Below are 21,713 nucleotides of genomic sequence, written 5' to 3'. Positions count from 1 at the left end.
ACGCTCCAGAGGATCGGTGGGCGGGTGGGCGAGCACACCGAGCCTAGTGCGCGGGCCGACCTCAATCGGGAACGACGGCAAGCCCGTCCGTGCTCGCCCCTCGCCGGTCGAGCACCCCAGCGACGAGATCGAACGTCACCGGGTCCGCGGGCACGATCCGCAGCCCGTCAGCACGGCGGTCGATGAGCAGCGGAACCGCCTCCACCTCCGAGACCGTGAACCGGCCATCGGAATCGCGGGTGAACGTGAACCGCGCCATCACCGATTCCTCGGTGGCGTAGCCCAGGGTCGCTTGCTCGGCCAGGTGGTTGCCCAGCCCGTAGGCGATCCACTCACCGTCGATCTCCTCGAAGGGCTGCACGACGTGCGCGTGGTGGCCCAAGACGAGGTCGACGTCCGGTGAGGCCAGCAACGTCCGTGCGGCCTGCTCCTGCGCCCGGGTGGGGTCGTGGTCGTACTCGGCGCAGCAGTGCAGGCTCGCCACCACGATCTCCGCACCGGCGGCGCGGGCCCGGGCGGCCGCGGCGCGCATCGGCTCGACGTCCGGCACCTCGACCACGTCCACTGCCCACGGCTGCCCGTCCGGCAGCGGGATCCCGTTGAGGCTGAACGTCCCCGCCACGTGCCCGACCCGGACCCCGCCGGCATCCACGATCGTGGGCTCGAGGCTCTCCTGCTCGCTGCGGTGGGTGCCGGTGTGCGCCACACCGGCCGCCTCGAGGACGTCGAGGGTCCGGGTCAGGCCGTCGAAACCGTCGTCGAGCGAATGGTTGGACGCCGTGGAGCACAGGTCGTACCCAGCCCCGGCCAGCGCCGCCACGATCTGCGGCTGGGCGACGAATCGCGGGTAGCCCCGGAACGGCCCACCCGGTGCGGCGACCGGGGTCTCCAGGTGGCAGATGGCCAGGTCGGCCGCCCGGATCATCGGGGCCACCGGCGCGAACACGTTCTCGAAGTCGTAGCCACCGCCCTCCACGGCCGCACCGGCGGTGAGTGCGCCGTCCTGATGGATCAGGACGTCCCCGGTGGCCACCAGGGTGACCGCTTCCGGCGGTGGCGGTGGCGGTGGCGCTGGCGGTGGGCTGGCGGACGTGGCAGCCGCGGAACTGCCCGACGCCACCGAAGTGGCTGCAGCCGGGGGTACCTGCTCACCGTCGGCCTGCGTCGAGCAGGAGGCCATCAAGGGCAGCAGCACCAGCACGACGTCCGCGCAGCGGCTCTTCGGCACGCCTGGAGGTTAGTCGCCGAACAGGCTCACCAGATCGCCCACGGCGATGTCGCCGGGCTGCCGGACCTCGGCGTAGACGCCCAGGCAGTGCTTGGGGGTGCGGGTGACGTGCAGTTCGGCCGAACCGATCCGCACCGTGCGGCCCACCCAGCTCCGCTCGTCGTCGTCGGGCAGGTCGAGCAGCACGTTCGCGCGGGGGTCGTCGGCCGAGCAGCCCTCGGGGACGTCACCCTCCGCGGCCCGGTCGATCGCCTGCCGGGAGACCAGGTGCACCGCGGCGACGTCGGCGCCCGATCCCCCGGATGCGACTTCGATGCGGACCGGCCGGCCGAGCACCCCGGCCACCGTGCGCCCGTCGACGTCCGGATCCCCGCTGGGCGTGACCTCGGACAGGCCGGGGGCGTGCTTCCCGCGCAGCACCTTCCCACTGGCGGCGTCGACGACGGTGTACGCCCGGTCCCCCTCCGGCCCCGCCGGCGCCAGGTGCACGCGGTCGCGGGAGGTGCCCCCGAGGGACTTCACGGGGTAGATCCAGATCGTCGCCACCCGGCCGGTCGTCGTCACGGCCCCGACCCTAGGCGGCGGCCCCGAGGCGGCGCAGGCGGCGCAGCTGCGCGTCCAGATAGGGCCGGGCCCGGCGCTGGCCACCGGTGCGGGCGATCGCCTCGCCCAGTGCGGAGAGCGTGCGCTCGAGGCGGCGCGCGTCGGCGGGCCACCCCCGCCGCCGGCACTCCTCCAGCCACTCCACCGGCGTCCGGTGCCCGCGCTCGCCGTTGCACCGGCCACAGGCCGCCACCTCGTTCTCCAGCCACGACGGCCCGCCCTTGACCCGCGGCACGACGTGCTCGGTGGTCGGCCGCACCAGCGGGGTGAAGACCCGCCCACACCACACGCAGCTGGGCCCGTCCCGGTCGAGGACGAGCTGCAGCCGGGCCGCTCGGTCCGGCTGCGCGCTCACCGTTCCATGGTGCTCCCGGCGGCCGGCCGCGCGCTCGTGCGCACCCAGCGGACTCCCCGGGAGACGGATCGTGAGGGATCGCGGGGACTGGCCGGGCAGCCCCCGCACGCGGCGCTTCCGGCCCCACCACAGATCTCCCGGTCCCGCAAATCTGCACCGTCCGACCCGGTCGGCACCCGCGCCGGCCGCCGTCCACCGACAGAGAGGCTGGGATGATCGATGTGCACGACGAGGAGGCTCCGCCGCTGGTCGGCGGGGGGCGCGGCGCTGCTGCTCGCCGCCGCGGTGACCGCGTGCGGGTCCGACGGGAGCTCCGTCGAGACCTCGGGCGACACCCAGGCCGCGGGAACGCCGGCGGCCGCTGATCCGGCGGAGTTCTGCGAGGCATCGGTGGACGTGGAGGCGTCGTTCGCCGGCGCACCGCCCATCGACGAGACCACGCCGCCGGAGGAGGCGCAGGCGGCGCTGGAGGAGTTCGGCGCCGAGGTCGAGCCGCTGCTGGCGCACGCGGAGGAGACCGCCCCGTCGGAGCTCGCGGAGGACGTGGGCACAGCGGTCGGCGCGGTGCGGGAGGCACTGGCGGGCGACATGTCGGCGCTCGACAGCGACGAGTACGTGGCGGCCGACGACGCCATCGACGAGTACATGCTCGCCGAATGCGGCTACGAGCACATCGAGGCCACCGGGGTGGACTACGAGTACGAGGGCATCCCCGACACGGTGCCGGCCGGGACCGTGGCGGTGACGTTCACCAACGAGGGAGAGGAACTGCACGAGATCGGCATCGCCCGGATCAACGACGACGTGTCCATGCCGCTGGAGGAGATCGCCGCTCTCCCGCCGGAGGAATCGGAGTCGATGATCCAGTTCACCGGCGCGGCCTTCGCCCACCCCGGCGGGTCCGACACCGTGTTCCTGAAGATGGAGCCGGGGCGCTACGGCGCCGCCTGCTTCGTCCCCCAGGGCACGACGCACGACACCGAGGGCAGCGGTCCGCCGCACATGGCGCTGGGGATGCTGGCGGAGTTCGAGGTCGAGTGAGCGGCCAGCGACCGCCGCTGACCCGCCGGAGCTTCCTGGCCGGGTCGGCGGCGGCCGGGCTGGCCCTGATGACCGGATGCGGCACCCCCGCGGCATCCGGCCCCCCGGCGCTGCAACTGCGGCCCGGTCCCATGACCCTGGACGTCGCGGGCACCGGGGCCCGCACCTGGGGATACGGCACGGTCCCCGGCCCGGAGATCCGGCTCCGGGCCGGGGAGCTGCTGCGCGTACGCGTGACGAACGGGCTCCCCGACGACACGACCGTGCACTGGCACGGGCTGGCCCCGCCCAACGCGATGGACGGCGTCCCGAACGTCACGCAACGGCCGATCGCACCGGGCAGCGAGTTCACGTACGAATTCCGGACGCCGGTGCCGGGCTCGTTCATGTACCACGCGCACGTCGGCATGCAGCTGGACCGCGGGCTCTACGGGCCGCTGGTCGTGGAGCCCCGGGACGAGCCACTGGCCTACGACCGCGAGCACACCCTGATGCTCGACGACTGGGCCGACGGCGTCGAGCAGCACTCCCGCCATACCGGCGAGGAGCCCGGCACGTCGGCGATCTCCGACGCCCGGGAGGTGGTCTCCTTCGGCGGCCGCCGGTACCCCTTCCTCCTGGTCAACGGCCGGCCGCCGGAGGATCCGACGGTGGTGGAGGGCCGGCCGGGTGACCGGCTGCGCCTGCGGGTGATGAACGTCGCCGCGGACACCGGCTTCCGCTTCGCGGTTGCCGGCCATCCCCTCACCATCACGCACACCGACGGCATGCCGGTGGAGCCGGTGACCGTGGATGCCCTGCGACTGGGCATGGGTGAGCGCTACGACGTCCTGGTCGACCTGCGGCAGCGCGGTGGGACGTGGCAGATCGGGATGGAGCCGGAGGGCCGGTCCGGCGCCGGCCGGGCCCTGCTGCGCTACACCGGGAGCCCGGCGTCGACGGCCCCACCCGCCGCGCATCGGCCGTCCGAGCTCGACGGCCGCCTGGCCCGCTACGACGAACTCCTGTCGACCGAGCCCCTGGCCCTCCCGAGCGGCAGCCCGGATCGGGTCTTCGACCTGACGCTGGAAGGCACCGAGATCAGCGGGCAGAGCTATCCCGACGCCGACCCGCTCCCGGTCGTCGAGGGCGAGTGGGTGCGGCTGAGGATGCGGAACACCGGGGCGAAGTGGCACCCGATGCACCTGCACGGGCACCACTTCCAGGTGCGCACACCGAGCGGACGCGGCCCGGTCAAGGACACCGTCGCCGTGCCGGCACACGGTGGGGAGGTCGGCATCGACTTCCTGGCGACCAATCCCGGCCGGTGGCTGTTCCACTGCCACAACCACCACCACATGGCGGACGGCATGGTGCGGCTCGTGGAGTACCGCAGCTGACGCCGGAGCCGCGGAACGCCGAAGGCCCGGTCCGCGGAAGCGGACCGGGCCTTCGTGCCGGTGGGCGATACTGGGTTCGAACCAGTGACCTCTTCGGTGTGAACGAAGCGCTCTACCACTGAGCCAATCGCCCGGTACGTCGTCGATTGTGCCAGACCGTCATCGCCAGAGCGGGACCCACCCCGGCACCCAGTCGGGCACCCCCGTCATGTGCAGGGTGACCACCAGGACGCCGTAGACGAACGCCGCCGTCGTCATGGTGAGCAGCAAACGCAGCCACACCGGCCGCCCGGCGAGCCAGTCGGTCCACCGCTTGACGTGGTGCTTGGTGAACTCGAGCAGCCGCTCGGCCCAGGTGAACTCGGTGGCCAGCACGAACAGGCCGGCGATCACGGTCAGCCACCCCGGTCCGGGCAGCGGGATGGTGGCGAGGCCGACGGCCACGACCAGGCCCCCGACGACCCCGACGCCGACGCGGTACCCGTGGTTCACGCTCCGGCGGGCGGCCAGCCGGCGCCGCCACCGGGCCCCGGCCACCCGCTCCCGGAGGCTGTGCACCTCGTCGGAGTCGTAGCGGGCGCGCCGCTCGTCGGCGGTCTCCGGCTGGGCGCGCGTGGCCGACTGCGTCGCCGTCTCCGATCCGCTCAGCTGGCCACCTCCCCTGTCGCCACGACCTCCGTCGGTGACGACGGAGCCTGCCGACCGGGTTCGATGCTGATCCCGTACGCGGGGAACTCGTCGACTCCGGCCTGCCCGGAGCCTACGGTCTGGAGCTGCATCTGTGACCGATCGACGTCGAAGACGCCCAGCGGCACCGGGTCGCCGTCCCCGAGCCCCCACACCACGTAGGTCGTCGACGCCGTGTCGTTCGGCTGGAGCCCGTCGGTGACCACCTGGAGCGTGTCGCCACGGGCGACCACGGTGGCCACCCGCTGGTCCTCCGAGGTGAGCGGCGTGATCGTCGCCCGGCCCGGCCGGGTCAATTCGGCCACGACGTCCTCCTGGGCCGCCACGGTCGAGCGCAGGTCGTCCCGCGCCTGGTCGAGGACCGCGACCCACACCCCCAGACCCACGACCGCGGCCGTCGCGGCGGCCACCAGGGCACGGGGCAGCAGGGCGGGCCGCCCAGCGGCACTGCGCGGCACCGGCCGCGGCCCTGCCTGCTCCACCGCGCTCGGCGGCGGTCCGGCGGGAGGAGGAGCAGCCACCGGCGACACCTGCTCCGTCTCCTCCACGGCGGCACGGAGGCGGGCACGCAGCTCCGGCGAGGGCTCCGCTGCCGGAAGGTCCCGCGCCAGGGCCGCCATCACCTCGGAGGTCTCGGCGACGGTGCGCAGGCACCGCTCGCACCCGGGCAGGTGCCGCGTGAAGTCCGCCTCGTCGTCGGGCTCCAGCGCGTGCAGCGCCCAGCCGACCGCGAGTTCGTCGTACGCGTGCTCCGCGGTCATCGTGTCCCGTCCCATGGCGCGTCCTCGGTCAGCGCTCCACCGCCCACCGGGCCGGACAGCCCGCCCAGCTCGGACTTCAACCGGCGCATCCCCGCCAGCATCCGTGTCTTGACCGTGCCGAGCGGCGCACCGGTCAGAACGGCGACCTCCCGCTGGGTGTAGCCGCCGTAGTAGGCGAGCGTCAGGGCCTCCCTCTGCGGTCCGGGCAGGACGCGCAGCGCCGACCGCACCTGCTCGGCGACGACGCGGGACCACGCGTCGTCCTCCACGTCCCGGGTGGCGACCGGAGCATCGAGGACCGCCTGGTCCTCGGCCCGGGCCTGGCGCCGTCGCTGCGACTCCTCGCGGCGCACCGCGTCGACCGCCTTGTGGTGCACCACTGCGAGCAGCCAGGACGCGAAGCTCCCCCGCGCACCGTCGTAGGCACCAGGGTCCCGCCAGACGCCGAGGAAGACGTCCTGCAGGACGTCCTCGGCCAGGCCGTCATCGGCCAGGATCCGGCGGGCCAGTGCGAACGCGGGCCGCCGGAAGCGCTCGTACAGCTCGTCGACGGCACCGCGGTCACCGGCGCGGATGCGCCGGAGGATCTCGACGTCACCGACGCCGTCCTCCGGCCGGACGACCGGTCGACTCACGACTCCCATGGTCACACGAGGCGTTCGTCCGGAACCAGCCATCCGGTTCAACGGGGCTCCTGTGGCGCATGATGCAGGTGTGACACCACATGCCCGAATTCGTGACTTCTCGCGCCGCCGGTCGTTGACCTGACATGACGAGCCGATGGATGCCCGGCCACATTTCCCCCGTCACTCTTCAGCTGGTCGGCCCCCAGTCCTGGACCGAGGTGCCGGCGCTGCTGTGCTACGACCCGACCGACCCGTTCGCCGTGCGCATCGCGTTCGGCGACCCGGGCGACCAGGACACCGCCGACGGCGACGAGGGCATCGCGTGGCTGGTGAGCCGCGAACTGCTGCAGGCCGGCCTCGAGCACCCCGCCGGCGACGGCGACGTGCGCGTCTGGCCGGCGCGCGCGACCGCGGACGTGCTGTTCCTGCACCTGCGGGCGCCCTCTGGCGAAGCGCTCTTCGAGCTCTCCCGGGCGACGGTCGCCGCCTTCCTGCGGCACACCGAGGCCCTGGTCCCCACCGGGTCGGAGAGCGCACTGCTGCAGCTGGACCAGGAGCTGGACACTTTGCTGTCCAACGGCGGACCGGACTCGCCGGGGCGCTGACCTGCGGAGATGCTCCGGCGACAGGCAGTGGGAGCCGACCGGGGGACCCCCCCTTCGACCCCTCCCCGGACGTCCGCTAGAGTTCTTTCCGTAACGCGGACGTGGCTCAGTGGTAGAGCATCACCTTGCCAAGGTGAGGGTCGCGGGTTCGAATCCCGTCGTCCGCTCGGAACCTCGGGCGTCGGTCGAGAGACTGGCGCCCGCGTGCGGTGGAGTGGCCGAGAGGCGAGGCAACGGCCTGCAAAGCCGTCTACACGGGTTCAAATCCCGTCTCCACCTCGTCTCCTCGCGGAGCACGAGCGCGGAGGAGGGTCCGGTCGCGAGACCGGAACGGGCGATTGGCGCAGCGGTAGCGCGCTTCCCTGACACGGAAGAGGTCACTGGTTCGATCCCAGTATCGCCCACCACAGAGCCCCAGGCCGCCGACCGGCAGCCTGGGGTCCCGTCGTCGTGGCTCAGCGGACGTTGCGGAAGCTGTTGTCGTTGGCGCCGCCCTCGCGGTGGTCTCGTCGTACAGGCAGAACTGCACGTAGCCGACGCCGTTGGCCAGGGGCTCGTACGCGCTCGACTTCGGGTCCTCCGATCCCGAGACCGGCTCCTCCTGGTCGACCTCGAACCAGCCGACGTGGATCCTGCTGTCGCAGACCACCTCGTTGCGGTGGCTGTCGGACCAGGCGGCCGCGATGCACTGCTTCCCGGTTCCGCGAGACGGGGGCTGCGGTGCGGTCGGCCGTTTGCTTCACCGAGACCCACAGGTGCGCCTCGCCCGTGCAGCGGTACCGGGCCTGCACCAGTGCCTGCACGGGATCGGACGAATCCATCCGGACACTTCCCGCACAGTGCAGCGTGCGAGCCGTCCAGGGGCGCGGCGGTGAGCGATGCCGGGCGGTCGACGGGGTCGGCGAAGCCGGCCGGCTCACGCCGGGAACATCCGCTCGGGCCAGGCGCGGCCGACCTGCCCGGTCACCGGCCGCCTAGCTGCGGAGTTCGCGCTCCGCCACGACCCGCTCGCCGTCGACCGCCGTGGCGAATCCGCTCGCGCGCAGTACGGTGAGCGCCCCATCGTTTCCGCTCGTCGTCTCCGCACGCACCGCCGTGGCTCCCGCTTCCCGCGCCCGCTCCAGCGCGAGTCCGACCGCCTCCCGCCCGACACCCCTGCCACGGGCGTGGCGGACCAGCCAGATGCCCAACTCCAGAACACCTGGTCCACCGGCGCGGCGCAGCCGCACCGCGCCGACAACCCGCCCCGAGCCCCGGCCCTCGTCATCGACGACCTCGACGACGGCCCAGGTGGCCTCCTGCGCCGGCCCGTCCAGCCCCGCGCGCCGCTCGCGGTGGAAGGCGCGCAGCCACTCGATCCGCTCGGCCGTCCACCCCTCCCCCGGCGTGATCGACGGCGTCACCTCGCCGGCCGCCGTTCCGTCCGTCGCCGCCGTCACCAGCCGGGAGAGAGTCGTCTCGGTGACCGGCCGCAGGTCGATCCCGACGAGCGTCGCCAGCCGCGCCCGTTCCCGCCGGAACCTGCGCCACAAGGCGAGCCCGGCGCCGAAGTAGACCAGCGAGAGAACCGTCCAGACCCAGTCCAGCCAGACGCTCCCGTCGTCCTCGGTCCACCGCACGGCCGCCAGCACCACCCAGAACGACCCCGCGAGCATCTGCAGGCACACCCGGAACCGGGCCCATGAGACGTCCTCGAGCGCCTGCCGGCGCCGCCGGAGGAGCGAGTCCGCGTCAGCCACGCGCCGGCGCGACCCGATCGCGCCAGAACCGGTCGACCTCTTCGGCCAGCGCCTCGGGCGTCCCGCTGTTGTCCAGGACGACGTCGGCGACCGCACGCCGCTGTTCGTCGGTCGCCTGAGCGGCGATCCGGGCTCGGGCGTCCTGTTCCGGCAGCCCACGCTCGATCAGTCGCGTCACGCGGGTCTCGAGGTCGGTCTCGACGACAAGCACGAGGTCGTAGGAGCCTGCCCGACCGGTCTCCACCAGCAGCGGGACGTCGTTGACGACGACGGCTTCCGCGGGTGCGCCGGCGATCAGCTCGGCGGACCGCTGCCGCACCAGGGGATGCACCAGCCCGTCGAGCCTCCGCCGGGCGGCCTCGTCGGAGAACACGATGGACGCGAGCACCGCCCGGTCGAGCGAGCCGTCGGCAGCCAGGACGCCGGCGCCGAACTCGGCCGCCACCGCTGCGAGACCGGGGGTGCCGGGCTCGAGCACCTCGCGGGCGATGCGGTCGGCGTCCACCACGAGCGCCCCGCGCTCGGCGAGCAGCCGCGCGACGGTGCTCTTCCCCGAGCCGATTCCACCGGTCAGTCCGATCGTCAGCACGTACGGACAGTAGCGATCGCGCCCACCGAGGTCACAGAGCGATAACACGGACGTGGCACGCACGGCGCGTCGCAGTAGTCACACGAGCCCCACCGTTAACGTCTGCACCGGCGATCTTCCCCGCCCAGAGAGGCAGACCCAGAACATGTCCCGTTCCACGAGCGCATCCCCGTCGTCCCGCGCCGCCGGACGGCACCGGCTCGGTGCCGCCGCGGGGGTGCGCTGCGCCGACATCCCCGCCGTGCGCGAGCGGATGCAGTTCCAGCGGCCGGCCATCGCCCACCGCAGCTCGCTGCTGCGGTGGATGTTCCGGACGCCGACCACCGGGCGCCACACGTGGAGCTTCCTCGCCGGCTCCGGCGGCCGTCCCCGCACGGCGTTCGCCATCATCCTCAGCCTCTGAGAAAGGACCCCGTTCTCCCCACCGCTCGCAAGCTCGCGGCGGTGCCCTGAACGGGGCAAGGCCCCGTGGACGACGTCCACGGGGCCTTTGCCGCGCCCGGACGGGAGGGCGCGGGTGAACGGCAGAGGCCCAGAACCACGTGGGTTCTGGGCCTCCGACGTTCAGTGCTCAGGCATCAGCAGCGGCGCTGCTCACTCACCGCCGGCGAGCTTGGCCCGCAGCGCGGCCAGAGCCTCGTCGCTGGCCAGCGTGCCGCCGCCACCGGTCGCCGGGGCGTCCGGGCCGGCAGCGTCGTCGCTGGAGTAGCTGCCACCGGCCGCCGCCTCGGCGTCGGCCTCCTTCGCCGCCGCGATCTGCTTGCGGTGCGCCTCGAAGCGGGCCTGGGCCTCGGCGTACTGCCGCTCCCACGTCTCGCGGGCCTCGTCGTAGCCCTCGAGCCACTCGCCGGTCTCCGGGTCGAAGCCCTCCGGGTAGATGTAGTTGCCCTGCTCGTCGTACGAGGCGGCCATGCCGTAGGCGGCCGGGTCGAACTGCTCCTCGTCGCCGACGACGCCCTCGTTGGCCTGCTTGAGCGACAGCGAGATGCGCCGGCGGTCCAGGTCGATGTCGATGACCTTGACCAGGATCTCGTCGCCGACCTGCACGACCTGCTCGGGGATCTCCACGTGGCGCTCGGCCAGCTCGGAGATGTGCACCAGGCCTTCGATGCCCTCGTCGACGCGCACGAACGCACCGAAGGGAACGAGCTTGGTGACCTTGCCGGGCACGACCTGGCCGATCTGGTGGGTCCGTGCGAACTGACGCCACGGGTCCTCCTGCGTCGCCTTCAGCGACAGCGAGACCCGCTCCCGGTCCAGGTCGACGTCGAGGACCTCGACGGTGACCTCCTGGCCGACCTCGACGACCTCGGACGGGTGGTCGATGTGCTTCCAGGACAGCTCGGAGACGTGCACCAGGCCGTCGACACCGCCGAGGTCCACGAAGGCACCGAAGTTGACGATCGAGGAGACGACGCCGCTGCGCACCTGGCCCTTGGCGAGCTTGTTGAGGAACTCGCTGCGGACCTCGGACTGCGTCTGCTCCAGCCACTGGCGACGGGAGAGGACGACGTTGTTGCGGTTCTTGTCCAGCTCGATGATCTTCGCCTCGAGCTCGCGGCCCACGTAGGGCTGCAGGTCCCGGACGCGGCGCATCTCGACCAGCGAGGCGGGGAGGAACCCGCGGAGGCCGATGTCGAGGATGAGGCCACCCTTGACGACCTCGATGACGGTGCCGGTGACGACCTCGTCGGCTTCCTTCTTGGCCTCGATCGTGCCCCAGGCGCGCTCGTACTGCGCGCGCTTCTTGGAGAGGATCAGCCGGCCTTCCTTGTCCTCCTTCTGGAGGACCAGAGCTTCCACCTCGTCGCCGACGCTGACGACCTCGTTCGGGTCGACGTCGTGCTTGATGGACAGCTCGCGCGAGGGGATGACGCCCTCGGTCTTGTAGCCGATGTCCAGCAGCACCTCGTCCCGGTCGACCTTGACGATGACGCCCTCGACGATGTCGCCATCGTTGAAGTACTTGATCGTCTGATCGATCGCGGCGAGGAAGTCCTCCGCCGTGCCGATGTCGTTGATGGCGACCTGGGGGGTGCTGGAAGGACGGACCTGGGTGGAGGTCATGAAGTCGAGTGCTCCGGATGGTTTATGCGTAGGGACAGGACACCCACGGCCGGGGCGACCGCAGGGAGGAACAGGTGAGACCCGGCGCGGTCCGCCCACTCACGGGCACGGACACGTCAGACCTCTGGCGCCCGTCCATCGTACGGACGCCGGGACGGTGCGGTCCACCTGGGGGGAAGCGGCCACCTCCGCCGGCGGCGTGTCACGATCGGCGTGTCATGAGCCTGCACCCGCCGTCGTCCCCCCTGCCGCTCGCGAGCGACGGCTATCCGGCCGCGGGCGGGGTCGCCCGCCGGCCCGCGGACGCCGCGGAATCGGTGCGCGCCAACCGCCGGTGGTGGGACGCCGCGGCCCCGGCCTACCTCGCGGAGCACGGATCCGACCTGGGCGACGCCGACTTCCTGTGGTGTCCGGAGGGTTTGCGGGAGGCCGACGCACACCTGCTCGGGGAGGTCGCCGGCCGGCGGGTGCTCGAGATCGGCTGCGGTTCGGCGCCGTGCTCACGGTGGCTGCGGTCGGCCGGCGCCGACGCCGTCGCCCTGGATCTCTCCGCAGGGATGCTCGTCCGCGCCGCCGAGCTCAACCGGTCGACCGGCATCGCCGTCCCCCTGTTGCAGGCCGACGCCGGAGCACTGCCGCTGGCCGACGACAGCGTGGACGTGGCCTGCTCGGCGTTCGGTGGACTGCCCTTCGTGGCAGACGTCGAGGGTGCCCTGCGCGAGGTGGCGCGTGTTCTGCGCCCGGGCGGGCGCTTCGTGGCGTCGGTGAACCACCCGATGCGCTGGCCGTTCCCCGACTCCCCCGACCCCGACGACCTGCGGATCGTCTCCTCCTACTTCGACCGGACGCCGTACGTGGAGACCGACGACTCCGGGCGGACGGTCTACGTCGAGCACCACCGGACGATCGGTGACTGGGTGCGCGCGGTGGTCGGAGCCGGTCTGGTGCTGGAGGACCTGCTCGAGCCGGAGTGGACACCAGGCCGTACCGAGAACTGGGGGCAGTGGTCGCCGGAGCGCGGCGCGCTCGTCCCCGGCACGCTGATCCTGCGCACATCGCGACCCTCCGGGCCGCACCGCGACCAGGTGCCGTCCCCCTGACACGTGGTGCCGCTGCGCCCCGCCCGCGCGGAACCCTCCGGGTCCCACTCGGCGCGACAGCTCCGTCTCACTTTCCGGCGACTGGCCGTGAGCCGTGCCGCACCCACACCTCACGCGCCGCGGCGGTGACTCCCGCGGTCAGCGGTACGAACAGCAGCGCGCCGGCGATGCCCCAGAGCACGCCACCGACGGTGACCGCGACCAGCACCACGGCGGCGTTCAGCGGGAGACGGTTGCGCATGACCCACGGCTCGATGACGACGTTGCCCACCTGCTGCACGACCACCACCAGCGCCAGCACCGCTGCCGCGGTGCCCAGGCCGCCGGACCCGTACGCGACCACGACGGCGAGCAGGCCGGCGACGAACGCTCCGATGGTGGGGATGTAGGACGCCAGGAACTGCAGCACCCCGAGGGTCAGGGCCAGTGGGACACCGAGCAGCAGCAGCCCCGCGCCGATGCCCAGCGCGTCGAAGACCGCGACGATGGTCAGCCCGCGCACGTACCCGCCCACCGTCGTCCAGGCCGCGCGGCCGGCGGCGTCGACGTCGCCGCGCACACCGCCCCCGAACTTGCCGACCAGCCAGCGCCACATGCCCGGACCACCCTGGAGGAACAGGAACGCCAGCGCCACGACCAGGAAGGCGGCGATCACGACCTCGATCACCGTCTGCGCCGGGCCGAGCAGCGCGGAGCCTCCTGCCGAACCGCCGGAGGAACCGCCGGAGGAACCGCCCGAGCCCCCACCGATGCCCGGCAACTCGACGCCGAAGCGCTGGGACAGATCGGCGGACACCTGCTGGAACTGCTCACGCAGGCGTGGCAGCTGACCGGCGATCCGCGCCCCCAGCCCGACCGCCACGCCGACGAAGAACCCGACCAGCAGCAGCACGGACCCACCCGCTGCCAGCCACCGCGGCAGACCCCTGCTCGTGCCCCACTGGACCACCGGGGTCAGCACCCCGGCCACGAGGAGCGCGACCAGCACGGCGACGAGGGGCAGGGTCACCTTGACCGCGAACCCGGCGATCAGCCAGAGCAGGACGGCCAGCACGAGCAACCGGCCGCCCACGTTCGCTGACCTGACCAACCAGGCGGGGGCCGCAGAGGCATCGGAACCGGGCGAGGGAGGAGGCATCACCTACCCGGTGTTGTCCGCAGATCCCCGGGTGACACATCACCTCCCCGCATGGGCACGGATTGCTGCGCAGCGACCTCCGGGTCACGCCCGCGACGTCAGTGGGCCGCCGCGTCCCAGCTGGCTCCGACGCCCACCGAGACCTCCAGCGGGACCGACAGCTCCGCCGCGCCGGCCATCTCGCGGCGCACCAGCGTCTCCAGGGCCTCCTTCTCCCCCGGCGCCACCTCGAGCACGAGCTCGTCGTGCACCTGCAGCAGCATCCGGGACTGCAGCCCCTCGGCGGCGATGGCCTTCTCGACGTTGAGCATCGCGACCTTGATGACGTCGGCCGCCGAGCCCTGGATCGGCGCGTTGAGGGCCATCCGCTCGGCCATCTCGCGCCGCTGCCGGTTGTCGCTGGTGAGGTCGGGCAGGTAGCGGCGGCGTCCCAGCGTCGTCTCGGTGTAGCCGGTCGTCCGGGCCTCGTCGACGACGCCGTCGAGGTAGTCGCGGATCCCGCCGAAGCGCTCGAAGTAGGCGTGCATCTGACTGCGCGCCTCCTCGGGGGTGATGCGCAGCTGCTGCGCGAGGCCGTAGGCCGAGAGCCCGTAGGCGAGCCCGTAGCTCATCGCCTTGATCCGGCGACGCATCTCCGGGTCGACGTCGGAGATCGGGATGTCGAAGGCTCGCGAGGCGACGAAGGAGTGCAGGTCCTCCCCGGACGTGAACGCCTCGATCAAGCCCTCGTCACCGGAGAGGTGCGCCATGATGCGCATCTCGATCTGGCTGTAGTCGGCCGTCATCAGCGACTCGTAGCCGGAGCCGACGACGAACGCCTGGCGGATCCGGCGCCCCTCCGCCGTGCGGATCGGGATGTTCTGCAGGTTCGGGTCGGTCGAGGACAGCCGGCCGGTCGCCGCGATCGTCTGCTGGAACGTGGTGTGGATGCGGCCGACGTCGTCGACCATCGGGATGAGGCCGTCGATGACGGTGCGCAGGCGGGTGACGTCGCGGTGCCGGAGGAGGTGCTCGAGGAACGGGTGCCCGGTCGATGCCAGCAGCGTGGTGAGGGCTTCGGCATCGGTGGTGTAGCCGGTCTTGTTCTTCTTGGTCTTGGGCAGGCCCAGTTCGTCGAACAGCACGGTCTGCAGCTGCTTGGGCGAGCCCAGGTTCACCTCGCGGCCGATCACCGCATAGCACTCGGCGGCCGCCGCGGCGACGCCGTCGGCGAACTCTTTCTGCAACTCGTGCAGGAAGTCGAGGTCGGCGGCGATGCCGCGCTGCTCCATGCGGGCCAACACGTTGGTCAGCGGCAGCTCGATCTCGCCGAGCAGGTGGCCACCGCCGCGCTGGCCGAGCACCTGCTCGAGCGCGTCGGACAGGTCGTTGACGGCCAAGGCCTTGAGGACGTCGGCCTTCGCCGCCTCGGCCGCGAGGTCGTCCTCGCTGGGCCCCAGGCCGTCCAGGGTGAGCTGCCCGTCGGCCTCGGCGGCGTCCTTGAGCTCGCGCCGCAGGTAGCGGACCGCCAGGTCACCGAGGTCGAACGAACGCTGCCCCGGCAGGGCCAGGTAGGCGGCGAGCGCGGTGTCGCTGACGACGCCGGCGAGGTCCCAGCCCCGTGCCCAGACGGCCAGCAGCGGCCCCTTCACCTCGTGCACGACCTCGGGCCGGGCCGGGTCGGCCAGCCAGGCGGCCAGCGCCTGTTCGTCGGCGACGTCGAGCTCCGGGCCGAGGTCGACGAACGCGGTGTGGTCGTCGGCGGCGGCGAGCGCCAGACCGGTCAGCTCGCCGGTGCCGCGGCCCCAGGTGCCGCGGAAGATCAGGCCCGTGTGGCCGGTGCGCGCGTGCGCGTCCAGCCAGGCGCCCAGCTGGCCGGCGGCGATCTCGTCGACCGTGACGTCGAACCCGCCCTCGACCTCGGGCTCCGCGCTGGTGAGCGTGGCGAACAGCCGGTCGCGCAGCACCCGGAACTGCAGGTTGTCGAACAGCGTGTGCACCTCGTTGCGGTCCCACGACTGGACCGCGAGGTCCTGCGGGCCCATGGCGAGGGCGACCGCGCGGTCGAGCTCGGTGAGCCGCCGGTTCTGCAGCACCGAGGACAGGTGCTCGCGCAGCTTCTCCCCGACCTTGCCCTTGACGGTGTCGACCTGGTCGACGAGCGCGTCGAGGGAGCCGTACTCCCGCACCCACTTGGCGGCGGTCTTCTCGCCCACGCTCGGGATGCTCGGCAGGTTGTCGCTCGGGTCGCCGCGCAGCGCCGCGAAATCGGGGTACTGCCGGGGCGAGAGGCCGTACTTGGTCTCGACCTCCTCCGGCGTGAAGCGGGTCATGTCCGAGACGCCCTTGCGCGGGTAGAGGACGGTGACGTGCTCGTCGACCAGCTGCAGCGCGTCCCGGTCGCCGGTCGCGATCAGGACGTCCATCCCCTGCTCGACCGCCTGCACGGTGAGGGTGGCGATGACGTCGTCGGCCTCGTAGCCCTCCGCGGTGATGACCGGCACCCGCAGCGCGCCGAGGACCTCCTGGACCAGGCTCACCTGGCCGCGGAAGTCTGTCGGGCTCTCGGACCGGTTGGCCTTGTACTCGGCGAAGATCTCGCTGCGGAAGGTCTTGCGGCCGACGTCGAAGGCGACGGCGAGGTGGGTGGGCTGCTCGTCGCGCAGGATGTTGATCAGCATCGACGTGAAGCCGTAGACGGCGTTCGTCGGCTGCCCCGTGGTGGTCGAGAAGTTCTCCACCGGCAGTGCGAAGAACGCGCGGTAGGCCAGGGAGTGCCCGTCGAGCAGCAGAAGCCGGGGACGCGGCCCCGAACTGGTGGGGACGGCGGACGGCGGGGCGCTGGGGGTACTGACCGGAGCGGACATCGGTGCCGATCCTAAGAGGCCCCTGCTGCCCCCCACCCCTCGCACGCTCGCGGCGGGCCCCTGCACCGGGGCCTTGGTTACGGTGCCGGGGTGAGCACCCCTCCCCCGGCCTGGCTCCCCGAGGGCATGCGCAGCCCTCTCGACGACAAGCTCGGCGTCCGGATCACCGACTACGACCCCGACCGGCTGGTCGCGACCATGCCGGTCGCGGGCAACGAGCAGCCGTTCGGGCTGCTGCACGGCGGCGCCACCTGCACGCTCGTGGAAACGGTCGGCTCCGTGGCCGCCGCGCTGGGCGCCGGCCCGGACAAGCAGGTCGTGGGCATCGAGCTGAACGCCAGCTACCTGCGCGCGGCCACGTCCGGTTCCGTCACGGCCGTCTGCACCCCGGTCCGCCGCGGGCGCACCCTCTCGACGTTCCTCATCGAGATCACCGACGACCGGGGCCGGCCGACCGCCACCGCTCGGCTGACCTGCATGACCCTGAACGCGTCGAAGAAGGGCTGACCCGGGGCCCGTCCCGGCGACGGCGGGCCCGCCCGGCGTGTCGCAGAAAGGTCACAGCTGGGTGCATGAGGACAGCTGTCGCGCACAACTGCGTTAGGTTCCCTCCTCAACGAATCCGCCGAGGAGGTCGAGTGACGCACCCGACGGACCGTGTCCGCCGGCACGGTCGACGAAGCAGTCCCGCGAGAGCGGGGGCTCGGGAGCCGGTCGGTGCGCTGCGACGCACTGGTCTGACCGCCGTGCGACTGGCATTGATCGGCATCTTCGTCGCCGGGCTGACCGCCTTCGTGCCGAGCGGGGCGCAGGCCGCCGAGGACGCCGGTGAGCGGATCTTCGGCACCCTGCAGACCAGCGTGAGCGGACCCATCGAGGGGGTGTCGGTCGAGGTGGCCGAGGCGTCCGGCGCGGAGGTCGACACGGTCGAGACCGACGAGCAGGGGCGCTGGTCGGTCGACCTGCCCGGCCCCGGTCAGTACACCGTCACGGTCGACGCCGACGACCTTCCCGAAGGGGTCACCCTCAACGGCGACCCCAGCCGCACGGTCACCGTCGACGAGGGTCGGGACCAGGGCGTCCTCATCGGGCTCAACGACGGCAGCCGGAACGCCGGCGGCGGCACCATCCGCTGGGTCGAGCTGCTGGTCTCCGGCCTCCGGTTCGGCCTGCTCATCGCCATGGCGGCCATCGGTCTCTCGCTGATCTTCGGCACGACGGGCCTGGTCAACTTCGCGCACGGCGAGCTGGTGACCATCGGCGCCATCGTGGCGTGGTTCATCAACGTGGGGGCCGGCGTACCGCTGATCGCCGCCGCACTCCTGGCGATGCTGGTGGGCGCCGGGATCGGCGCACTCAACGAGCTCGCCCTGTGGCGGCCGCTGCGTCGCCGGGGCACCGGCCTGGTGGCGGCGCTGGTCATCTCCATCGGCTTGTCGCTGCTGCTGCGGTACCTCTACCAGGTCATCTACGGCGGCCGCTCCAACGCCTTCGCCGACTACCGCGGCCAGCGCACCGTCGACTACGGCGCCTTCTCGATGACCAACAAGGACCTCACGTCGATGATCGTGGCCCTGGTCGTCCTGGTCCTCGTGGCGGTGATGCTGCAGCGGACCACGATCGGCAAGGCCATGCGGGCGGTCTCCGACAACCGCGATCTCGCCGCCTCCTCCGGTATCGACGTCAACCGGGTGATCCTCGTGGTCTGGATGGTCGGTGGCGCGCTGGCCGCGCTGGGCGGCGTGCTCCTGGGGCTCTCCGACGAGGTCCAGTGGGACATGGGCTTCCGCCTGCTGCTGCTCATGTTCGCCGGCGTCACGCTCGGCGGTCTCGGCACCGCCTACGGCGCTCTCGTCGGCAGCATCGTGGTCGGCGTCTTCGTCCAGATGTCGACGCTGGTCATCCCCAATGACATGAAGTACGTGGGCGGTCTGCTGCTCCTGATCGTCATCCTCATCGTGCGGCCGCAGGGGATCCTCGGCAGCCGGGCCCGGATTGGTTGAGCCATGGCTGAACTCCTCGACGCACTCGCCGTCGCACTCAAGGCCGGGATCGGTTTCCAGGCCGTCTTCTTCGCGCTGCTCGCCATCGGGCTCAACATCCAGTTCGGGTACACGGGGCTGCTGAACTTCGGCCAGATCGCGTTCGCCATGCTCGGGGGCTACGGGATCGCGATCTCCGTGGCCCAGTGGGGGCTCCCGTTCTGGGTCGGCGTGCTCATCGGGATCGCCGCCGCCGTGGTGCTCGCCCTGCTGCTGGGCATCCCGACGCTCCGGCTACGCGCCGACTACCTGGCCATCGCCACCATCGCCGCGGCCGAGGGGCTCCGGCTGACCTTCCGGTCGGTCTCGGCGACGCCGATCACCGCCGGCACCCGGGGCCTCTCCGGGTTCAGCGACCCCTTCGTCGAGCTCGCGCCCTGGGACACCGCACGGCGCTACAGCATCCTGGGGACCCGCTGGAGCGGCGCCGACCTGTGGGTGACCCTCGTCGGTTGGCTCCTGGTCGCGCTCGCGTGCCTGCTGGTCTGGCTGCTCGTCCGCAGCCCGTGGGGCCGGGTGGTGAAATCCATCCGCGAGGACGAGGACGCCGTGCGTGCCCTGGGCAAGAACGTCTACGTCTACAAGATGCAGGCGCTCGTTCTCGGGGGCGTGCTCGGCGCGCTGGGCGGCATGATCTACGCGGTCGGCACCGCGTCGGCGACCCCGGACCAGTACCAGAACGCCAACACGTTCCTGGCGTACGCGGCGCTGATCCTCGGTGGTGCCGCCCGGGTGCTCGGACCGGTGATCGGCGCGATGCTCCTGTACTTCATCATCCAGTTCGCGGACACCGGTCTGCGTACCCTGATCGGCAACGGGGTCATCCCGGAGAACCTGCTGTCCGCGACCGACGTCGCGCAGATCCGATTCGTGATCATCGGACTCGGGCTGATCCTGCTGCTGATCTTCCGCCCGCAGGGCATCTTCGGGGACCGACGAGAGGTGATGCTCGATGCCCGCTGAGCCGACGCCCTCCGGGGCGCACGCCATGTCCACGACCGGCACGGGCGGGCCTCCGAAGCGGCTGGCCCAGGCCGCGCTGCGGAACCTGCCCTGGGAGGTCGGGGTGGCCAAGCCCGACCCCGCGATCGTGGTCGACGGCGTGGTCCGGACGTTCGGCGGCCTCACGGCCGTCTCGGTCGACCACCTGGAGATCCAGCGCGGCGGCATCACCGGGCTGATCGGCCCCAACGGCGCCGGCAAGACGACGCTGTTCAACCTGCTCACCGGGTTCGACCAGCCCGACGGCGGTACCTGGTCGTTCGACGGCCGGTCGCTCGGCAAGCTCTCCCCGCACCAGGTGGCCCGGCTCGGGGTGGTCCGCACCTTCCAGCTGACCAAGGCGCTCTCCCGGCTCACCGTGCTGCAGAACATGCTGCTCGGCGCGCAGGGGCAGAAGGGGGAGAGTTTTCTCCGCGCCCTCGTCCCCGGGATCTGGCGGGCGCAGGAGAAGGCCAACACCGAGAAGGCCATGGACCTGCTGCGCCGGTTCAAGCTGGACGCCAAGAAGGACGACTTCGCCGGCACCCTCTCCGGTGGCCAGCGCAAGCTGCTCGAGATGGCCCGCGCGCTGATGAGCGACCCCAAGGTCGTCATGCTCGACGAGCCGATGGCCGGGGTGAACCCCGCGCTGACGCAGAGCCTGCTGGGACACGTCAAGGACCTGCGCGAGCAGGGCATGACGGTCGTCTTCGTCGAGCACGACATGGACGTCGTCCGCGACATCAGCGACTGGGTCGTCGTCATGGCAGCCGGCAAGGTGATCGCCGAGGGCCCACCCGAGTCGATCAGCCAGAACAAGGCGGTGGTCGACGCCTACCTCGGCGCGCACCACGACGCCCCGCTGACCATCGAGGACGAGGACCGCGTCCTCGCCGAGGCGGAGGCGGCCATCTCCCGCGAGGAACACGCCGACGACGTCCGGCGCCCCGACCGGAAGCACGAGAAGGGGACGGACCGATGACCATCGATCCCGGTCAGGGCAAGGACCCTCGCGAGAGCACCGACCCGGAGTACGAGTTCGACCGGCCGGTCGACCAGGGGGACGGATCAGAGGCCGTCGATCGGGGGCCCAGCCGAGCGGAGGCGGCCGGCGACCTCTCACCCGCCGAGCAGGCGGCCACCCGCGGGGAGCACGTCCGGCTGGCCGGCGACGCGCTGATCCGCGCCGACGAGCTCGTCGCCGGCTATCTGCCCGGGGTGAACATCCTCAACGAGTGCGACTTCTACCTCAACGACGGCGAACTGGTCGGCATCATCGGCCCGAACGGTGCCGGTAAGTCCACGTTGCTCAAGGCCCTGTTCGGGCTCATCCCGGTGCGGTCCGGCTCGGTGACGCTGCGCGGAGAGGAGATCACCTCCGCACCGGCCCACCGGCTGGTGTCCCTCGGGGTCGGCTACGTGCCGCAGAACAACAACGTGTTCCCCTCGCTGACCATCGAGGAGAACATGCAGATGGGTGTCTACCTGCGGCCGAAGACGTTCAAGGAGCGCTTCGACTACGTCGTCGACCTGTTCCCGCTGCTCGGTGAGCGGCGCAAGGGCAAGGCGGGCTCGCTGTCCGGCGGCGAACGGCAGATGGTCGCCATGGGCCGGGCACTGATGATGGATCCTTCGGTGCTGCTGCTCGACGAGCCGTCGGCCGGGCTCTCCCCCGTCTACCAGGACGAGGTGTTCATCCGCTGCCGGCGGATCAACGCCACCGGCGTCTCGATCATCATGGTCGAGCAGAACGCCCGGCGCTGTCTGCAGATCTGCGATCGCGGCTACGTCCTCGACCAGGGCCGGAACGCATACACGGCCACCGGCGAATCGCTGATGCACGACCCGAAGGTCATCGAGCTCTATCTCGGCACACTCGCCAAGGCGCACTGACCGCGTCACCCGCACGCACGTCCGGCGCCGTCC

At 72.0% G+C, this 21,713-nt stretch carries 21 protein-coding genes and 4 tRNA genes; 13 read left to right on the top strand and 12 right to left on the bottom strand.

From position 1 onward, the window contains the following. Positions 1–61 precede the first annotated feature (61 nt). From QOZ86_RS18125 to QOZ86_RS18115, 3 genes are read right to left on the bottom strand one after another with little or no spacing between them, the layout of a single operon-like run. Positions 62–1,228, bottom strand: coding sequence for a CapA family protein (locus QOZ86_RS18125; protein WP_284493373.1), 1,167 nt, complete (start codon positions 1,226–1,228; stop codon positions 62–64). 9 nt (positions 1,229–1,237) lie between these two features. Next, complete coding sequence (locus tag QOZ86_RS18120) at positions 1,238–1,792, bottom strand: MOSC N-terminal beta barrel domain-containing protein (RefSeq protein ID WP_284493372.1); 555 nt, start codon at positions 1,790–1,792, stop codon at positions 1,238–1,240. A 10-nt stretch (positions 1,793–1,802) separates the two neighbouring features. Beyond that, the gene (locus QOZ86_RS18115; RefSeq protein ID WP_284493371.1) at positions 1,803–2,186 is read right to left on the bottom strand and encodes an HNH endonuclease; all 384 of its coding nucleotides are present in this window, start codon (positions 2,184–2,186) and stop codon (positions 1,803–1,805) included. Positions 2,187–2,405: 219 nt separating this feature from the next. On the opposite strand from QOZ86_RS18115, the gene QOZ86_RS18110 reads away from it, so the two are divergent. Together QOZ86_RS18110 and QOZ86_RS18105 are read left to right on the top strand one after the other, a co-directional pair. Beyond that, on the top strand, positions 2,406–3,227 hold the full coding sequence (locus QOZ86_RS18110; protein WP_284493370.1) for a hypothetical protein: 822 nt from the start codon (positions 2,406–2,408) through the stop codon (positions 3,225–3,227). Then, positions 3,224–4,606 carry a multicopper oxidase family protein gene (locus QOZ86_RS18105; RefSeq protein ID WP_284493369.1) on the top strand — a complete coding sequence of 461 codons (1,383 nt, stop codon included), beginning with the start codon at positions 3,224–3,226 and terminating at the stop codon, positions 4,604–4,606. Before QOZ86_RS18110 ends, QOZ86_RS18105 begins: the two co-directional genes overlap by 4 nt. Before the next feature lie 61 nt (positions 4,607–4,667). Here QOZ86_RS18105 and QOZ86_RS18100 read toward each other — a convergent pair. From QOZ86_RS18100 to QOZ86_RS18085, 4 genes are all read right to left on the bottom strand, one after another. Further along, positions 4,668–4,739, bottom strand: a tRNA-Val gene (locus tag QOZ86_RS18100). A 26-nt stretch (positions 4,740–4,765) separates the two neighbouring features. Further along, entirely contained in the window at positions 4,766–5,164 is a 399-nt protein-coding gene (locus QOZ86_RS18095; protein WP_284493368.1) for a TIGR02611 family protein, read from the bottom strand. An 86-nt stretch (positions 5,165–5,250) separates the two neighbouring features. Further along, complete coding sequence (locus tag QOZ86_RS18090; protein ID WP_284493367.1) at positions 5,251–6,069, bottom strand: anti-sigma factor; 819 nt, start codon at positions 6,067–6,069, stop codon at positions 5,251–5,253. Continuing rightward, entirely contained in the window at positions 6,051–6,698 is a 648-nt protein-coding gene (locus tag QOZ86_RS18085) for a sigma-70 family RNA polymerase sigma factor (RefSeq protein WP_284493366.1), read from the bottom strand. Before QOZ86_RS18085 ends, QOZ86_RS18090 begins: the two co-directional genes overlap by 19 nt. 140 nt (positions 6,699–6,838) lie before the next feature. Between QOZ86_RS18085 and QOZ86_RS18080 the strand changes: the two genes are divergently transcribed. The 4 genes from QOZ86_RS18080 (at position 6,839) to QOZ86_RS18065 (ending at position 7,692) form a co-directional block, all read left to right on the top strand. After that, positions 6,839–7,285 carry an SsgA family sporulation/cell division regulator gene (locus tag QOZ86_RS18080; protein WP_284493365.1) on the top strand — a complete coding sequence of 149 codons (447 nt, stop codon included), beginning with the start codon at positions 6,839–6,841 and terminating at the stop codon, positions 7,283–7,285. Positions 7,286–7,380: 95 nt separating this feature from the next. Beyond that, positions 7,381–7,452: transfer RNA gene (locus QOZ86_RS18075), tRNA-Gly, on the top strand. A gap of 41 nt (positions 7,453–7,493) precedes the next feature. After that, positions 7,494–7,564, top strand: a tRNA-Cys gene (locus tag QOZ86_RS18070). A gap of 53 nt (positions 7,565–7,617) precedes the next feature. Continuing rightward, a tRNA-Val gene (locus tag QOZ86_RS18065) sits at positions 7,618–7,692 on the top strand. A 567-nt stretch (positions 7,693–8,259) separates the two neighbouring features. On the opposite strand, the gene QOZ86_RS18060 is transcribed toward QOZ86_RS18065, so the two are convergent. Both QOZ86_RS18060 and coaE read right to left on the bottom strand, forming a co-directional pair. Next, a complete protein-coding gene (locus tag QOZ86_RS18060) occupies positions 8,260–9,024 on the bottom strand; it encodes a GNAT family N-acetyltransferase (RefSeq protein WP_284493364.1) in 765 nt (254 codons plus the stop codon). Beyond that, positions 9,017–9,613 (bottom strand): dephospho-CoA kinase, encoded by a 597-nt coding sequence (gene coaE, locus QOZ86_RS18055; RefSeq protein WP_284493363.1) that lies wholly within the window; start codon positions 9,611–9,613, stop codon positions 9,017–9,019. Before coaE ends, QOZ86_RS18060 begins: the two co-directional genes overlap by 8 nt. A gap of 145 nt (positions 9,614–9,758) precedes the next feature. Between coaE and QOZ86_RS18050 the strand changes: the two genes are divergently transcribed. Continuing rightward, positions 9,759–10,016 carry a hypothetical protein gene (locus tag QOZ86_RS18050; RefSeq protein WP_284493362.1) on the top strand — a complete coding sequence of 86 codons (258 nt, stop codon included), beginning with the start codon at positions 9,759–9,761 and terminating at the stop codon, positions 10,014–10,016. A gap of 191 nt (positions 10,017–10,207) precedes the next feature. On the opposite strand, the gene rpsA is transcribed toward QOZ86_RS18050, so the two are convergent. Beyond that, on the bottom strand, positions 10,208–11,680 hold the full coding sequence (gene rpsA, locus QOZ86_RS18045; protein ID WP_284493361.1) for a 30S ribosomal protein S1: 1,473 nt from the start codon (positions 11,678–11,680) through the stop codon (positions 10,208–10,210). Between the two features lie 218 nt (positions 11,681–11,898). Here rpsA and QOZ86_RS18040 point away from each other — a divergent pair, with 218 nt between their 5' ends. Then, entirely contained in the window at positions 11,899–12,780 is an 882-nt protein-coding gene (locus QOZ86_RS18040) for a class I SAM-dependent methyltransferase (RefSeq protein ID WP_284493360.1), read from the top strand. A gap of 67 nt (positions 12,781–12,847) precedes the next feature. Here the strand turns inward: QOZ86_RS18040 and QOZ86_RS18035 are convergent, their stop codons facing one another. Both QOZ86_RS18035 and polA read right to left on the bottom strand, forming a co-directional pair. Beyond that, the gene (locus QOZ86_RS18035) at positions 12,848–13,852 is read right to left on the bottom strand and encodes an AI-2E family transporter (RefSeq protein WP_284493359.1); all 1,005 of its coding nucleotides are present in this window, start codon (positions 13,850–13,852) and stop codon (positions 12,848–12,850) included. Between the two features lie 164 nt (positions 13,853–14,016). Next, positions 14,017–16,764, bottom strand: coding sequence for a DNA polymerase I (gene polA / locus QOZ86_RS18030; RefSeq protein ID WP_284493358.1), 2,748 nt, complete (start codon positions 16,762–16,764; stop codon positions 14,017–14,019). 90 nt (positions 16,765–16,854) lie between these two features. Between polA and QOZ86_RS18025 the strand changes: the two genes are divergently transcribed. The 5 genes from QOZ86_RS18025 to QOZ86_RS18005 all read left to right on the top strand — a co-directional run bounded on the left by QOZ86_RS18025 (position 16,855) and on the right by QOZ86_RS18005 (position 21,680). Next, positions 16,855–17,271, top strand: a complete 417-nt coding sequence (locus QOZ86_RS18025; RefSeq protein WP_284493357.1) for a PaaI family thioesterase — start codon at positions 16,855–16,857, stop codon at positions 17,269–17,271. Between the two features lie 239 nt (positions 17,272–17,510). Beyond that, positions 17,511–18,767 (top strand): branched-chain amino acid ABC transporter permease, encoded by a 1,257-nt coding sequence (locus tag QOZ86_RS18020; RefSeq protein WP_284493356.1) that lies wholly within the window; start codon positions 17,511–17,513, stop codon positions 18,765–18,767. 3 nt (positions 18,768–18,770) lie between these two features. Beyond that, positions 18,771–19,769, top strand: a complete 999-nt coding sequence (locus QOZ86_RS18015) for a branched-chain amino acid ABC transporter permease (protein ID WP_284493355.1) — start codon at positions 18,771–18,773, stop codon at positions 19,767–19,769. After that, positions 19,759–20,769, top strand: coding sequence for an ABC transporter ATP-binding protein (locus QOZ86_RS18010; RefSeq protein WP_284493354.1), 1,011 nt, complete (start codon positions 19,759–19,761; stop codon positions 20,767–20,769). Before QOZ86_RS18015 ends, QOZ86_RS18010 begins: the two co-directional genes overlap by 11 nt. Beyond that, positions 20,766–21,680 carry an ABC transporter ATP-binding protein gene (locus QOZ86_RS18005; RefSeq protein WP_284493353.1) on the top strand — a complete coding sequence of 305 codons (915 nt, stop codon included), beginning with the start codon at positions 20,766–20,768 and terminating at the stop codon, positions 21,678–21,680. The genes QOZ86_RS18010 and QOZ86_RS18005 overlap by 4 nt, the downstream gene beginning before the upstream one ends. The last annotated feature ends 33 nt before the right edge of the window (positions 21,681–21,713 follow it).

Source organism: Blastococcus capsensis (genome assembly GCF_030165005.1).
Classification (GTDB): domain Bacteria; phylum Actinomycetota; class Actinomycetes; order Mycobacteriales; family Geodermatophilaceae; genus Blastococcus; species Blastococcus capsensis.
This window is presented reverse-complemented; position numbering and strand designations above follow the sequence as displayed.